The organism is Rhodothermaceae bacterium, from assembly GCA_009838195.1.
Classification (GTDB): domain Bacteria; phylum Bacteroidota; class Rhodothermia; order Rhodothermales; family Bin80; genus Bin80.
This window is the reverse complement of record VXSC01000022.1, coordinates 153,487-166,922: the sequence shown is the minus strand read 5'-3', so window position 1 is coordinate 166,922 and position 13,436 is coordinate 153,487. Positions and strand designations below refer to the sequence as shown.

General features: G+C 51.2%; 8 protein-coding genes. 5 read left to right on the top strand and 3 right to left on the bottom strand.

The features are described from left to right. Window positions 1–263: 263 nt before the first annotated feature. Genes F4Y64_05675 through recR form a run of 3 tightly spaced genes read left to right on the top strand, consistent with a single transcriptional unit; the run spans window position 264 to window position 1,565 of the window. A complete protein-coding gene (locus F4Y64_05675) occupies window positions 264–596 on the top strand; it encodes a hypothetical protein (GenBank protein MXX97086.1) in 333 nt (110 codons plus the stop codon). 21 nt (window positions 597–617) lie between these two features. Then, a complete protein-coding gene (locus F4Y64_05670) occupies window positions 618–938 on the top strand; it encodes a YbaB/EbfC family nucleoid-associated protein (protein ID MXX97085.1) in 321 nt (106 codons plus the stop codon). 3 nt (window positions 939–941) lie between these two features. Further along, a complete protein-coding gene (recR, locus tag F4Y64_05665) occupies window positions 942–1,565 on the top strand; it encodes a recombination protein RecR (GenBank protein ID MXX97084.1) in 624 nt (207 codons plus the stop codon). Here recR and F4Y64_05660 read toward each other — a convergent pair. From F4Y64_05660 to F4Y64_05650, 3 genes are all read right to left on the bottom strand, one after another. Beyond that, window positions 1,512–3,185, bottom strand: a complete 1,674-nt coding sequence (locus F4Y64_05660) for a sodium:solute symporter (GenBank protein ID MXX97083.1) — start codon at window positions 3,183–3,185, stop codon at window positions 1,512–1,514. The genes recR and F4Y64_05660 overlap by 54 nt on opposite strands. 124 nt (window positions 3,186–3,309) lie before the next feature. Continuing rightward, window positions 3,310–3,963 (bottom strand): SDR family oxidoreductase, encoded by a 654-nt coding sequence (locus tag F4Y64_05655; GenBank protein MXX97082.1) that lies wholly within the window; start codon window positions 3,961–3,963, stop codon window positions 3,310–3,312. Continuing rightward, window positions 3,960–5,003, bottom strand: coding sequence for a nuclear transport factor 2 family protein (locus tag F4Y64_05650; protein MXX97081.1), 1,044 nt, complete (start codon window positions 5,001–5,003; stop codon window positions 3,960–3,962). The genes F4Y64_05655 and F4Y64_05650 overlap by 4 nt, the downstream gene beginning before the upstream one ends. On the opposite strand from F4Y64_05650, the gene sprA reads away from it, so the two are divergent. Both sprA and lipB read left to right on the top strand, forming a co-directional pair. After that, a complete protein-coding gene (sprA, locus tag F4Y64_05645; protein MXX97080.1) occupies window positions 4,565–12,547 on the top strand; it encodes a cell surface protein SprA in 7,983 nt (2,660 codons plus the stop codon). The genes F4Y64_05650 and sprA overlap by 439 nt on opposite strands. Window positions 12,548–12,551: 4 nt before the next feature. Next, on the top strand, window positions 12,552–13,319 hold the full coding sequence (lipB, locus tag F4Y64_05640) for a lipoyl(octanoyl) transferase LipB (protein MXX97079.1): 768 nt from the start codon (window positions 12,552–12,554) through the stop codon (window positions 13,317–13,319). Window positions 13,320–13,436 lie beyond the last annotated feature (117 nt).

Below are 13,436 nucleotides of genomic sequence, written 5' to 3'. Positions count from 1 at the left end.
GTGCGCCTCAAGCACCTGCCCCCCTCCCCACTCAACCAGCACCGGCCCCCACCGCCCCCCAAGAAAGTAAGCCCGCAGATCTGCCAGAGACTCAGCAAGCTCAACGCTCCGGTGAACCTCCTGCTTCTGCGGCACTCAAAGGTAGGCCGGCCCTGGAACAAACAAAAAAAAAACCTGAAAACCGCCAACCTGTTGAACCATCCCACGCACCTGTAGAGGTCCATGCGGATCTTCAAGAGAGCTGGAAGCTCGTCCTGAAAACGATGGAACAGCGCTCTGATGTACCGGCAATCCGCACACTCCAGAATTTGATTGTCCTCAGAGAACATGATCAATGTCTGGAAATTGCGGTACGTGATGATATGCAACTCGCCGTTACAAAGAACGGAAACCTGAAAAAGGCTCTCAAGGAAGCGATGCAGTCACAACCTGAACTGGCAAATAAGCGTGTGGAATTTATAGTAAAACCTGACGTGTTTCCATCTACGGAAGTAGACCTAAATGCCGAGTTCCAGAAACTTAAAGCAAAAATCCCGGCTCTGAAACAACTCGACGATGCCTTCGGGCTTCGCCCGGTTCATAATCCCACACCCTGACCATCAAACCCGAGAAAGACTATGCTCAACATGCTCAAACAAGTGGCCGACATGAAAAATCAGATCGGCAAAGTACGAGAGATCATGCAGCGTGTCACTGCCACAGCAGAAGCTGGAGGTGGCATGGTCAAAGTGACCGCTAATGGAAATCAGCGGATCATCAAGATCGAACTGGATCCTGAAATTGTCGACCCAAACGATATGGAGATGCTGAGTGATCTGATTATTGCCGGTGTCAACAAAGCACTCGACGAAGCTGCTGAAGCTGGGCAGAATGAGTTGCGTGACCAAGCCGAAAGCTTCCTGCCCAAAGACATGGATCTCTCGAAATTCGGTCTCTAATCCATGCAGTTCGCCTCGGAATCCGTCGAAATTCTGATTGAACAGTTCTCCAAACTCCCGACCATCGGTCGCAAGAGTGCGCAGCGACTTGCTGCACATATTCTCAAGATGCCGAAAGAGGATGTCGCTCGACTGGCGAACGCCCTGTTGGAGATGAAAGAACGCGTGCGGGCATGTGATATCTGCGGGAATGTGACCGATGCGGAGATCTGCATCATCTGCAACTCCACGAAACGGGAATCAGGAATCGTCTGCGTGGTGCAGGATGCCGAAGATATTGTTGCGCTTGAGCGCACCGGAGAGTACCGTGGTAGATACCATGTCCTGGGGGGAGTGATCTCCCCTTTAGACGGGATTGGTCCCGATGACCTCAATATCCGTACACTGATTGAACGGGTGGGTACATCTGATTCAGACATCACCGAACTGATCCTTGCCGTCAGTCCCACCGTGGAAGGGGATACCACTGCACTCTATCTGACCCAGCTTCTGGAACCGTTCCCCATCAAAATTACCCGCTTGGCACGAGGCATTCCTGTTGGCCTTACCCTCAGCTACGCGGATGAAGCAACCCTATCCCGAGCGATTGCTGGACGAAATACTATCTCGAAGCCACGAGAGGAGTAACCCGACGGAAACGACCGTCAGTGCCCCGACCACATTGTGCCATAAAAATGATATTTCAGGGGCCAGAAAATTGACTGCTGCAACCGCACTCATCCCCGCAACCAGACCATAAAAAGCTCCAACTCCTCGCCCTTTCGGAATCATTGCCAGAATAAAAACACCCAAGATGGAGCCATAAAAGAATGATCCAAACCGATTGACGACCTCAATCAAAGACCCCAGCGTCGCTGCGAATGTAGCGACAAAGCATGCAAACAGCCCCCAAAAACCGGTAGCAAGTTTGCTCACCCATAGCATGTGCGTCTCTGGAGCATTTGGACGAATCCATCTCCGATAGAAGTCAATGACCGTTGTTGTTGACAGCGAATTGAGCTCCGAAGAAATGCTCGACATCGCAGCGGCCATGATTGCAGCAATAAAGAGTCCTGTCAACCCCAAGGGAAGAACATCCAGTGCAAACCGGGGCATGATGTAGTTCACATCTCTAACTGACTCATCCCCCGTCGCCTCACGCGCAAGTTCCAGTGCATCACTTCTAAGACTGCCCACGGCAGCTTCATGCGCTTCCAGCCGCTCGGAGGCTCCCGGCAAACCTGCCGCAACTGCCTCAGCAGCTTCCGTCCGTGCCGTGAACTCGGCACTGTAGCGTGTTTCCAATTCGGCATACGCCTCTGGGGCATAGCTGCGCACGGACTCCTCATGGGCAGGATTATAAAGAAGTGGTGGCGCCTGAAAGAGATAGAACACAAATACCAGAACCCCGATGAGTAGTACAAGTGATTGAAGCGGAATCTTCCAGTAGGCGCTCATCAGCAGAGATCGACGAGCCTCCGTAACCGAGCGGGCCGCTAAATATCGCTGTACCTGACTCTGATCGGTTCCAAAATAGGAGAGCATCAGAAACGTCCCCCCTAAAAGACCAGACCAGAATGTATAGGTCTCGGTGAGAGTAAACGAAAAATCAAATACCTGTAGCCGACCTGTCGCACCTGCAATCTGAAGTGCATCATGGGGATTCACTGGCATCTTTACCAGAAGTACAACTACTACAACCGCCAACGAGAGCACGATCAGAATCATTTGCTTGACGTCGGCCCATGCGACCGCCTGAATACCACCAACCATAGTGTAGAGGACGGTCGGGATTCCGATCACGGCAACGCTTAGCGTGAGATCCCAGCCAAATATTGCAGCCATCACCACAGCCGGCGCCGCGAGTATGGTTCCGCAACTCATGCCGCGCGACATCAGAAACAGAAAACTGGTGAGTGACCGGGTTCCCGCCCCAAATCGCCGCTCCAAATACTCGTACGCAGTATAAACGCCGCTACGATGCAAAAATGGAACGAGCGTGACCCCCAGAATCACCATGGCCAGAGGCAAACCAAAATAAAACTGGATAAAGCGGATCCCGTCCGTTGCTCCCTGCCCTGTCGTGCCAATCATCGTCACGGCAGAGAGTTGGGTGGCCATGACCGAAAGACCAACCGCCCACCAGGGCAGACTTTGGTTTGCCAAAAAATATCCCCTGAGACGATCCGTATCCCTGGAACGACGTAAGCCGTCCCACAAGACATACGCAAGATAGGCTACAACAATGAGCCAGTTAACCAGGTGCATCGACTAGTTGTACAACGAGTGCAAAAGCCACAGAAACAGCATCACCACCGCCTGTGCGGTAAACACACGGATCAGTGTTTGAACAAACGATCCCCTGGATTCCTGATTAGCCTCGGTCATTGGATCATGACGAATGCATGCCGTATGCCTGCAGTGCGGTTCCACGAAGCGCACTTGCAGGCTCGGAACATAACTGAATGGCCAACTGGACTAGATCATCCGCATGGACTCCTGGGCCAGAAGCGTCCTTATAGAGAATCACGGACGGGGCCAGAGCATACGTGTTCAGTGTTGGGTGCTCTGCTGCAACTGCTTCCACAAGGCGTAGCAGACCTGCCTTACTTGCTGCGTAGGCTCCTCCCCGGGCGACAGCAGCTTCAAGACCGGACCGAGCACAGATTCCTATAATCGTCCCTCCATCCTTGACCATATGCCGGGCTGCTTCGCGGAAGCACAAAAAGCCGGTGGTCAAATTGATCTGCATCATGCGCTCCCAATCTTCCAACTTCGTATCCAGAAGTGGCCATTCACTCCATGTTCCAACTGCATGGACAAGGACATCCATACGCTTGCACTCACGCTGAATCCGCTCAAACGCATCCACGACCTCGTCCTCGTTCGCCAGATCCAGGATTAGATCTTCGGTCCCTTCATTGCCAATCGCAACCACATGTGCACCGACTTCTGTAAACTGTGCAACCAAGCGCTGACCTAAACGGCCACCCGCACCTGTTACTACTACAACCTTATCCTGCATATACGAACAGGGATCTGTCATTCTAAATTCTGGTAGTCGATTGGATCTGCAGATGTGTGATCATGGATGATACGCCAGCCATCTTCAGTATATTCAGCGATTAATGTAAATAGCCCTGTGGGTTGATCATTATCCCGTTCTAATGTGTAAGCACCAAAAATCATTGCATGCCTACGACCAAGCATACGAATTTCCCGGAGATCAAACGACAGTGTCCCCATTGCTTCCCGATCAGGGTACGCCCGGTGGTATCTATCCAACGTGGATTGCCAACCCCGAACTTCTCCCCCTGACCCAACAAAGCGAAGGCTGTCACTGTTAAGGTATCCCTGCATAAACGTTTCAATATCTCCGGCATTCCATGCGTCCTGCTGCATTTGCAGCAGATTTTGGATATCACTTTCCTGTGTAGCCGAACAGCCGATGACCAAGCCTGTCAGGAGGATTGTCCCCAGAAAAAGTATGGATCTGAACATGGCTACTCCCCTCGCGTTGCAATGAATAATAATTATATCTCTCCAACCTACAAAAAAAGGACCTGCATATCTGCATTTACTGATACGAGCACAAGAGGCACGGACTACATTATTACGGGACAAGTATAGGCTCGTCAACAGGATAAATGCACCTGAACAGACGACTTTTTGCAGTACGCCAACTGGTGGTATACTCCGCAGGAGCGCTGCTGGTTTGGATGCTTTTGGCGCATGCCGCTGCCCAGGGAGATCATTCTCGAGGTAGCCTGTGGGGGGATATCGCAGTCGCGGACACAGACAGCGTAACGCTGCACCAGGTTGATTCCCTCCGAGCACTTCTCTCCCGTCTGGGTCGCGACTCTGTGCGGGAAATGGTCCTGGATCTAGGGCTGGACAGTCTTCTTCTCGTTCGGATTGATTCACTTGCACCACCACCAGATACAAACGAACGCGCAAAACGATATTTTGCCAACCTGGTGCTACCCAGGCGCACGGCCGTGATACTACCAACAGAGCGACGATCCCTGGGGGCGAGACTGTTTTCTGGTTGGAGACATGATGTTGAGTTGGACAGTACAGGTTCATTCTATACGATCACAGAGCGTGTAGCTGGAGAAGATGTCCGACATTCCCTCCGGGTTAGTCGCGAACAATACCAGGCCGAGAGGTTCTCCCAAAATCTTGACCGCAACTGGCACACCCTCCTTCAGCGCCGGAGAGATCTACAAGAACGACAGCGTCGGGGACTTGGCCTGTCAATCTCTGTGCCGGGAGGCCGCCAAAGTGGTTTTACCACCATTTTTGGTAAAAATGAAGTGGACCTCCGCGTCAATGGAAGTGCGGATATTCGGCCCGCATTCATCTACGAGAAAACTGCACAACAGGCAATCATTGGACGAGGGTCACAACTAACACCAGAGTTTCGGATGGACCTGCGATTGGGGGTTACCGGAACGATTGGGGACAAAATGAAAGTCAATGTCGACTGGGACACCAACCGCGATTTCGATTTTCAGAACCAGCTGGAACTGATCTACACCGGATACGAAGATGAAATCATCCAAAGTATCGAGGCCGGGAATGTCTTCTTGCAAACCCCCTCCAGCCTCATTCGGGGTGGACAAAGCCTGTTTGGAATCAAATCTGAATTCCAGCTCGGAGCACTGCGCCTCACGACCGTCGCCAGCCAGCAGAAGGGGCAATCAAATTCGCTCTCTCTCGATGGTGGTGCTGAGACATCCAGCTTTAGCCGCCGACCCACAGATTACAGTCAACGGAAGTACTATTTTCTCAGTTACTACTTCCGTAACCGCTGGAATGAGGCGCTAAGTGATCCTCCCAACATTATCCTGGATGCTGTTTTTTCACACATTACGGATATTGAAGTCTGGAAATTGACCCCGGTTTCCCCAGAAGAGCAGAACGTTCGGCAGGTCGTCGCTGTCGTGGACCTGGGTGAGCCGGAAGCAATCATTCGCGATGCAAATCGCTATACCCAGGAACGTCACCCAAACAGCAACCTGGACCAGTACGACGCAGCGGAATTACAGAATCAATTACGTGCAGGCGAAGCCGTACCGCAGGACTACCTTGAGAGTGCTGCCATGCAGCAACCTCTGACCACCGTTGACTACCAGATCGGACAATTCAAAAAACTTGAACTCGGTCGTGACTATGATCTGGACGAAGGCCTAGGATTCATTAGCCTACGACAAAGTATTCAGGAGAGCGAAGCACTGGCCGTATCCTTCCGCTACCTCGCGGGCGGATCAGAGATTCAGGTTGGCGACTTTTCCAGCCAGACCGGCGGTGGCGACAATAGCCAGATTGGAGATCGCCTTGTACTGAAGCTACTGAAACCGGTGAACCTCCAACAACCCGCAAACCTGGGGGAAGCGAATGAGCTCAATCCAGCAGCCTGGCACCTGGAAATGCGGAATATCTATGAGCTTACTCGAGGCCTGCTACCCACCGATTTTACTCTGGATATCAGCTTCGAGCCGCCTGGACAAGCTGCCACCCAAACGATCCCGGGGATCACCGGACAACAGACACTTATCCAAGTTCTCGGTCTTGACCGGCTCAATGAAGATGGTGCTCAAAAACCAGATAACTTATTTGACTTTCTACCAAACTACACCATCATTCCCGGAGATGGATTATTGATTTTTCCCTACCTGGAGCCATTCGGCCAGAGGATCGAGACCCTGATTGATGCCAGTGGGCTGAATGATGAAGAAAAAGCTGAGGCAAAAGAGCTTTATGTATTCAAAGAACTGTATACGCAAAAGCGCCTGAACGCCACTCGAAATACAGCAAAAAATGTCTACCTGATTGAAGGATCCCACAGAGGGGGGATTCCCTCCTTCTATGACCTCAAGGCCTATTCCGGCCTCGTTGAAGGATCTGTACGAGTCACCTCAGGTGGCACCGTGCTTACGGAAGGAATAGACTATATCGTGGACTATCTGGGTGGAACGGTGACCATTATAAACACCTCCTACCTGGTCGCTGGCCGAGACATTGCGATCGATTACGAAGAAAACGCATTTATCAATCTTCAGCAGAAAACGCTTCTTGGAGCCCGGCTCGAATATCTTCCGAGAGACGAGATTTCTGTGGGTGGAACCATCATGCGGCTGAGTCAAAAATCACTCACCGATAAGTTTCGCGTTGGAGATGAGCCAATCTCCAACATGATTTGGGGGTTGGATTCCCGTCTTCAACTGACCCCTCAGTGGCTCACACGGGCAATTGACTGGCTTCCGCTCGTTCAAACGAAGGAGCCCAGCTCCATCGCTGTCGTTGGAGAATTTGCCCAGTTACGTCCCAGTCATGTACTCACGAATGCTTTCAAGGACCAAAGGCGAGAGCTCCGAAAGGATGGTCGAGATTTTTACTCCGACGAAACTCAGGGAATTTCCTACGTGGACGATTTTGAGGGGTTTGAAAACCTGATCTCGCTCGCTCGTCAGGGGGCATGGCTGCTCAGCAGCGCCCCCGTCATTGGTGTTCAGGAAGAGATGGGAGGAACCGAAATCGATCTGAGCAATGATGGCCGTGCAGTTTTGGGCTGGTACACACTGAATGCCTCATCTCTGGAGAAGTTTAGCGGTGATATCACTCCTGCTGTAGATCTCGTGACTCCGCAACAGGTATTCCCGAATCGAGAAATACTTCAGAGCGAACGAATCCTGCCCACACTTGACCTCTATTTTACCCCACATGGGCGCGGCCCCTACAACTATAACCGTGACCTTGGACGCTTTCTGGACAATCCACGCGAAGCATGGGGAGGGATGACACAGCGCCTGACCGAAGGAAACACCGACTTCACCTCAAAAAATATTGAATTTGTCGAGTTTGTAATGCGGGTATACCCTGAATCGGGACAGACCGATCCTCAGGCAAAGCTGATCGTTGATATGGGCCGTATCAGTGAAGATGTGATCCCGGATAATAAACTCAACACAGAAGATGGCCTTTCGCTGTCAGAAGTCGGAATTGTTGGATCATTGGCGAGGTTGTCTACTGGACAACAGAATCAAAAAATCAACCCGATTGATGCAAATGAACGTATCACCGAGGATCTCGGGCTGGACGGCCTCCCCTCATTCCCCGATAACAAGTTCGAGCACGAAGGGGGAGCCGGAACAGAACAGTTTGTGTTCGCGGAATTCCTCGAATCTCTAGAGAATACCGTCAGTGTCCGATATCCTGAAATACTCGCCCGAGAAAAAGCAAAGGCACTCCTGGATCCTTCTGCCGACGACTATTATTATTTCCTGAACAACAGTTTTTTTGGCAATAATCGGTTCTTTCCCGGTGGCGCAACGATTCAGGAACGCTTCACTCGATTTTTTCCTGGACACGAATTGAATTCCTTTGATGCCCATAGTAAGCTGGGACCTTCGGGAGAAGACAACGGGAATTCACGCATACCGGACACAGAAGATATTAATCTGAATTCTGCTTCTGATACGGAAAACAGCTACTTCCAGTACGAAGTGCCACTCAATCTCGGGATCCTGGATAATCTGGCCCAACCCGAGAACACGGACGATTATGTGATCAACGAGATTAAGTCTTCCGGTGGCGCGGGGACTGGATGGTTCCTGATTCGGATTCCCGTCAAGAATTTTACCCGCCGTGTAGGGGATATTCAAGACTTCACACTTATGGAATCCATCCGCATCTGGACAACCGGACATACCTCCCCCATCACCATACGCTTTGCGACCCTCGAACTGGTTGGCAGCCAGTGGAGAGCAAGTGAGGTGGTCAATGCAACGGACGCAGATGGAGAGATGATTCCTCCTGAGGATCCGATTACGGGGGCACGCATCAGTATCGAAAGCGTGAATAATGAAGAAAGCCCCAGTTACGAAATCCCAAAGGGGGCGGTCAGGAATCGTGTACGTGAAGCGCAGTCGAATACGATTCGAGATGCCAGAGAGCAAGCAATGGTTATTCGTGCAAGCAATCTTCTGCCAAATCGACAATTGGCAGTCTTCCACACCTACACCTCGGCACAGGACCTACTCCGATACAAGAACCTGCGCATGTTTGTACACCTGGATGGCGAGATTAATAACCGGCCTCTTGAAGCAGAAGACCGGGGAGCCCTGAAATTTTTTATCCGACTTGGGGGCAATGAAGACTCCGACTATTATGAATATGAACAGTCCCTGACCGCCAGCCCACTCAGTGAACTCCCCGCCGATTCGGAGCAAAGATCCGATTTTCTATGGCGTACGAATCAGCCAAACCCCGATCCGGACGGGGAGGCATTCATTGATCTCAATTCCGTGAATATCTTGCTGAGCTCTCTGAACCAAATGAAGTTTCTGCGTGACACATACGTGGATGAATCTGGGGACGGATATGATCCCAACGAAGTGTTCTGGAGTGACATAAATGCAAACTTTCAATCAACCATTGCGGAGTTTGCTCCTCCAGGCACACGAATTGGAGTCCGCGGGACACCGAGCCTTGATCGAATTACTACGATCGTAATTGGTATTCGAAACGTGTCGGAGCAAGAGGAGGTGTTGAATGAGGCAAATGTGTGGGTCAATGAACTACGTGTGTCTGGATACGATCAGGAAGTAGGGTATGCAGCTTATGGTACAGCGGACATCAAATTGGCAGATCTGGCACGCGTTAAGGTATCTCTACGAGCACAATCGGATGGTTTTGGTGCGCTCTCCAGTACTCTAGCTGATCGGGAACAACTCAATATCCAGAACTGGACCGTCAACTCCCAGCTGAGCGTTGACAAGTTTATCCCGGAACGGTACGGATGGACATTACCTGTCAGTATGGAGATGAAAGAGAACTCCAGACTTCCACGATTTGACCCGAACCGGGGGGACATACGTGTCACGAGCCTCCAAGATGCAATTGCAGCTGACTCTACCTTGACCAGCTCAGAAATTGCGATCCGGCAACAGCAGATTCGCGAAGAAGCGCAAACCTTTTCCAAGACTACCTCATACACCACACGGGTTAGTAAGAGTGGGGCACGCTCCCGCCTAGTGCGAAATACGCTCGATGGCCTGTCTTTCAGTTATTCCTACTCCGATACAAAAACCCGGACACCGACACAATCCTTTCGAAATTCCTGGCGCTGGAGTACATCATTCGGCTACCGTCTGCAGATCAGAAACCCGAGAGTCCTGCGATTATTTTCCTGGCTGGAGGGAGTCCCTGTCTTGGGATTATTGAGTAATATCGGTCTCAATTACCTCCCCTCTTCACTAGATTACAGCCTGAGTGCAAACCGAGCACTTTCGTCCTCGAAGCAGCGCGCGGACCCATCTCGTCAACGCAGTTCCGACTTGCCCCTGGATGTACAATTTCCGGTTCGCGCTCAACACCAATTCTCGCATTCCCGAGACTTTAGTTTTCAATACAGTCCGTTCAGCTTCCTCGATCTGGGGATACAGTCAAGCACAGATCAAAGCTTGAATGCGATCGGAGTTGATACGCTTTATTCCGTCATTTTAATTGATTCGACCGGGGCTGAATCACAACTGGACGATACGAACCTGGCCTCGCTGATTCAGGAAGGGGTGATTGACGATTCGCAGGTAGGAGTGAGTGCTTTTGAGCTTACCCACCTTCAGCCCCGGAAATTCGGCCAGGTGTTCCGGCAGGCACTTGGAGGCAGTGTGCCCGGTGCACCCAATATTCGTCCTGAGAGCTACTCATCCCGATTCAATGCCACTTTCAGACCTCGCCTTCAACGCTATCGGGCATTGTCCTGGATACAGATTCAGGATATCGGGTACTCAACAAACTTTGATTGGTCAAATGGGTCTGTAGGCAGTAATACAGGCGCCCGAACCAGACTCACCACCACGATTCGTGGTGGACTCACCTTGCGCCCGCAAGACCTCATTCGGAAGCTTGGATTCTATCAGCGACTTGAGGAGGCGCAGCGTGCCGCTGCATCTGAGGCTCAAGCTCAGCGCCAGATAAGAGAACAGGAACGGGCAAGGCGTCGAGAAGAAAGGCGTCGGGAACTGGAGAGACGTCGGGAAGAGAGGCGACAGGAGCAGGAGCGTGAAGCAGAGCAGGAAGAGGAAGGAGTTCCAATTGCAGAGCAGGGCGAGGAAGAGGTTCCCATTACAGAACAGGACGAGGAAGAGGTTCCTATTGCAGATCCTCCCGTCAATCAACCTATCCCTGATCCTGCTGAGTTGCAGACAGAGAACCCAACCCGCACTTCCAGGATCAGATTCCCGCAGAGTTTAACTCCCAAAGCACTTACACGCCGACTACTGCTCGCGCTTACAGGTATTCAGGATCTATCCTTAACGTATAATGGCACACGCAATACCTCAGCCAATAATGTTGGGGTTCTGGACGAGCTTGGTGACGTACAGGTTCATTACAGTTTGTATGACGCCGTATTCAATGACCAGGGGCCATCACTGCGGTATCGCTTGGGACTTGACCGAACCATTACACCCGAGCAGGGACGCGTCATTGACGAGCGATTTCAGGTAACCGACGCACTCAATGATGCAGACCGGTGGGCCGGTCGAGTATCCCTGAATCTGTCCTCACAAATGCGGATTACCTTGAACTGGAGGATGGAAGAGACCCGTCGCGAAAACCTTACGTACCGGATTCTGGATAACGGACAACCGGGAGCGGACACTACACGGACCAGTGATGTTACGGTTTCCGCCTGGAGTTTTACGGCCTCCTATCAGGATTTATTTCAATCGCAACTGAATCAATACCGCTCGGATTGTGGGGCGGCATGTTCTTCGGACGGCCCCTTGCCTGACACACTGGAATCAACGGTCCTGACCAACCGTCTGGTTTATCGGGATTTCCAGTCAAGTTATCTTGTGTTTGGGTCTACGGGAAATATGCCCTTTCCACTGCCGGGTTGGAGTCTCAGTTACTCGGGAATTGCCAAATGGCCGCTGATTCGAAGAATTTTCCAGAATGCTACCCTGCGCCACAGCTACGCCAGTAGCTTTTCAGCTGATTTCAGATCAAATCTTCGTGGTGGACAACCTGATAATTTTTATCTGGGAGAGGGGCCTTTGATCGCCTTTACTATTCCACAAGAAGAAGTGGATGCAGTGCGAATCAATGAACGGTTTCAGCCATTAATCGCGGTAGATCTATCGTTCCGAGGAAATATTCAGACTAGCATCGCATGGAATAAGACCAATTCTTATTCCCTGAGTACAACCAATAATGTCGTAAATGAAAACCGAAGTAACGAGATTTCGCTTACAGCATCCTGGGCCAAGTCGGGTCTGCGGCTCCCATTCATTCGCCGGACACTCAATAACCGCATTAACTTCTCGCTCTCATTGTCCCGCATTGCCAACGATGATCGAAGTTTCTACATCCGTCGGGCTATGGAGGTCGCAGCCGTTGATCCGGAATTTAATGTATCCGACGTTCTTGAAGAGCCTTATGTCGACGTCCTGACAAGTACGTCAAGGATTCAGGCACAGCCAAAAATCGCCTACCAGTTCAGTAATGTTGTTTCCGCAGATGTCTTTGTGCAGTACGAAGACTTTATTGGCGACAGTCGAAGACTCCCCTACACCACCATCAATGGTGGCTTCAATTTGCGTGTAAACTTTTCCCATTAAACAGTTGCAATCCGAATTATCTATAGCATGCTATCTGGGGCGTGTCGCTTACCGGCCAACATGGGCACTTCAAGAGGCCGTTAAAGAGCGTCTCATTCAAGCAAAAAAGAATCACACGCACTTACCCCATGTGGTTCTCCTGCTGGAGCACCCACCGGTTTTCACAATGGGAAAGAGTGGAGACGACCGGCATCTACTTGCGCCGGGTGATGCTGAGGTCGTATATATTGATCGTGGAGGAGATGTCACCTACCACGGTCCCGGCCAACTCGTGGTATACTTCTTATTGGATCTAGACAGGTTTTATCGTGACTTGCACCGCTTTATGCGTAACCTCGAAGAGGTTGTACTTCGTACGCTTAGCGAATATAATCTGGTCGGATTCCGTGTATCAGGACGAACGGGTGTCTGGGTCGGTACCGAGGGATTTGAGAGGAAAATCTGTGCCTTTGGCATCCATGCCAGCCGGTGGGTTACTACACACGGTCTGGCATTGAATGTGCACCCCGACCTGAACTACTTCAGCCGAATCACACCGTGCGGGATTTCAGACCGGGGAGTCACCTCGATCGTTCAGGAATTGAATCGGCCATGCAACCTTGATGAGGTATCCAATTTTGTTGTGCATCACTTTGACGAGGTGTTTGGTACGAAATCTCAGATACTCCATAGCTCCAATGCATACGCATACCTGGAGGATCTGACGGATCAACAGAACCTTCAAGCGTCCTTAACCGCCTCAAAAAAGGCTGGAGATCCTATCGGTGAGTAGACCGATGTCGGATAGCTGGCCTCTTTGATCCGGATACTGCACAGCTCCATCACCTTCATCATGATTCCCGGATCGTCCACATCCCTGGAAACAGGATTTGCAGGGCTCAATTTTCCT